This window comes from Staphylococcus canis, assembly GCF_016238445.1.
GTDB classification, from domain to species: domain Bacteria; phylum Bacillota; class Bacilli; order Staphylococcales; family Staphylococcaceae; genus Staphylococcus; species Staphylococcus canis.
The window spans coordinates 1-311 of record NZ_JABANU010000082.1; the positions used below are offsets into that span (position 1 = coordinate 1).

The 311-nt window shown below is 35.7% G+C and carries 1 pseudogene; it reads left to right on the forward strand.

Features of this window, described 5'->3' with window-relative positions:
- Nucleotides 1-311: pseudogene (locus HHH54_RS11605) on the forward strand (ISL3 family transposase); the annotation flags it as partial.

A 311-nucleotide genomic window follows, 5' to 3' on the forward strand; every position in this document is an offset into this window, starting at 1 on the left:
TCCTGTCGTTGATAAGTTTTGTTTTATCTCTAAAAATACTAAAATGGCTGTTCTTAATAAGGCAACGGATATACGTTCTGAAGCTTCTATAGCGCAGGATTGTTCTGTATCACCTACAACTGTAGCACGTTTTATTGATGAAGCTGCAGAAAGTCTCTATCAGTCGCCACATCGACCATTACCGAAACATTTAATGATGGATGAATTTAAAAGTGTTAAAAACGTATCGGGTTATATGAGCTTTATTTATGCTGATTCACTCACACATCGTATCATAGATATTGTTGAAGACCGTCGGTTAAAGTCTTTAA